This window comes from Roseateles sp., assembly GCF_049240545.1.
Taxonomy (GTDB): domain Bacteria; phylum Pseudomonadota; class Gammaproteobacteria; order Burkholderiales; family Burkholderiaceae_C; genus Paucibacter_A.
This window is the reverse complement of the sequence record NZ_JBMLSK010000113.1, coordinates 1-1,091: the sequence shown is the minus strand read 5'-3', so window position 1 is coordinate 1,091 and position 1,091 is coordinate 1. Positions and strand designations below refer to the sequence as shown.

Genomic DNA, 1,091 nt, shown 5'->3' with positions numbered 1-1,091 from the left:
AGCGACGTGTTGTCGCTGCTCGCTGATCTCCTTGGATGTTTTCACCATTGGAGATTAGTTATGAATTCGAACAAAAAAAGATCGACACCGATTCGTTTCGTGCTGTCGGTCATGACCCTGAGTGGCTTGGTGCTGACGGCCCAAGCTCAAGGCACATCCGCTGGAGCGTTGAGTGGATCGGTGTCCTTGAAAGATGTTTTTGATACTGCATGGCAACGGCAGCCCGAGGCGCATGCGCTTCAATCCCGTCGCGATGCCGCGCAGGCACAAGCCAAAGCTGCTTCGATGCTGTCTCCCGAGCCGCCATCGCTGGAGATCAGTCAGCGATCAGACAGGATGACAGGCAACAGCGGTGCTCGGGAAGCCGAGGTGGGTATCGCTGTTCCCATTTGGCTACCCGGGCAACGCACGGCCAGTGCCGATCTGGCTCAAGCTGAAATCTCGTCAGTTGAGCGCACGCTGCTCGCCTCACAACTGCGGCTTGCTTCTTCCGTAAGGGATGCTTGGTGGGGCTGGCTGCGAGCTCGCGTCGATACTGAACTGGCGAGCGAACAACTGATCAATGCACAACGGCTGGCTGCTGATGTCGCCAATCGAACCAACGCGGGCGATCTGGCCAAGTCAGACCAGCATCAAGCCGAAGGCGCTGTGGCTGCGGCCCAGGCGCATGCCGCCCAAGCTCAAGCTGCATCTGCCGCAGCCTTGGCACAAGTGATGGCGCTGACAGGCAAGATGGCTCCGCCTGACTTGACAGTTAACGCAGCAGGTGAGCCGACCCCAAGTTCGGGTGCGTCAATTGGCCATCCATTACTGGCTGAATTGGAAGACCGAATCACTATGGCCGAACGTACGGCTCAGCTGATCAGCACCCAGAAACGATCTAACCCCGAACTCACGGTGGCAACCACCCGTGGACGTGGGGCTTTTGGAGAGCGGTACGGCCAGACTGTCTTGGTTGGAATTCGCGTGCCCTTTGGTGCAGGCCCCAGGCATGACGCCCGTATCGCGACAGCACAAGCCGAAGCGATAGAAGTGCAGTCAAGGCTGATCCTAGAGAGGGACCGAATCCAAGCTGATCAACGAGGCGCTGC

1 protein-coding gene is annotated in these 1,091 nt (G+C 58.4%); it reads left to right on the top strand.

Annotated features, from left to right (window positions below; translation table 11 throughout):
• Positions 1–60: 60 nt before the first annotated feature.
• Positions 61–1,091, top strand: a 1,031-nt coding sequence (locus ACOVRJ_RS08070; RefSeq protein WP_422043372.1) for a TolC family protein, incomplete at its 3' end; no start/stop codon positions are given.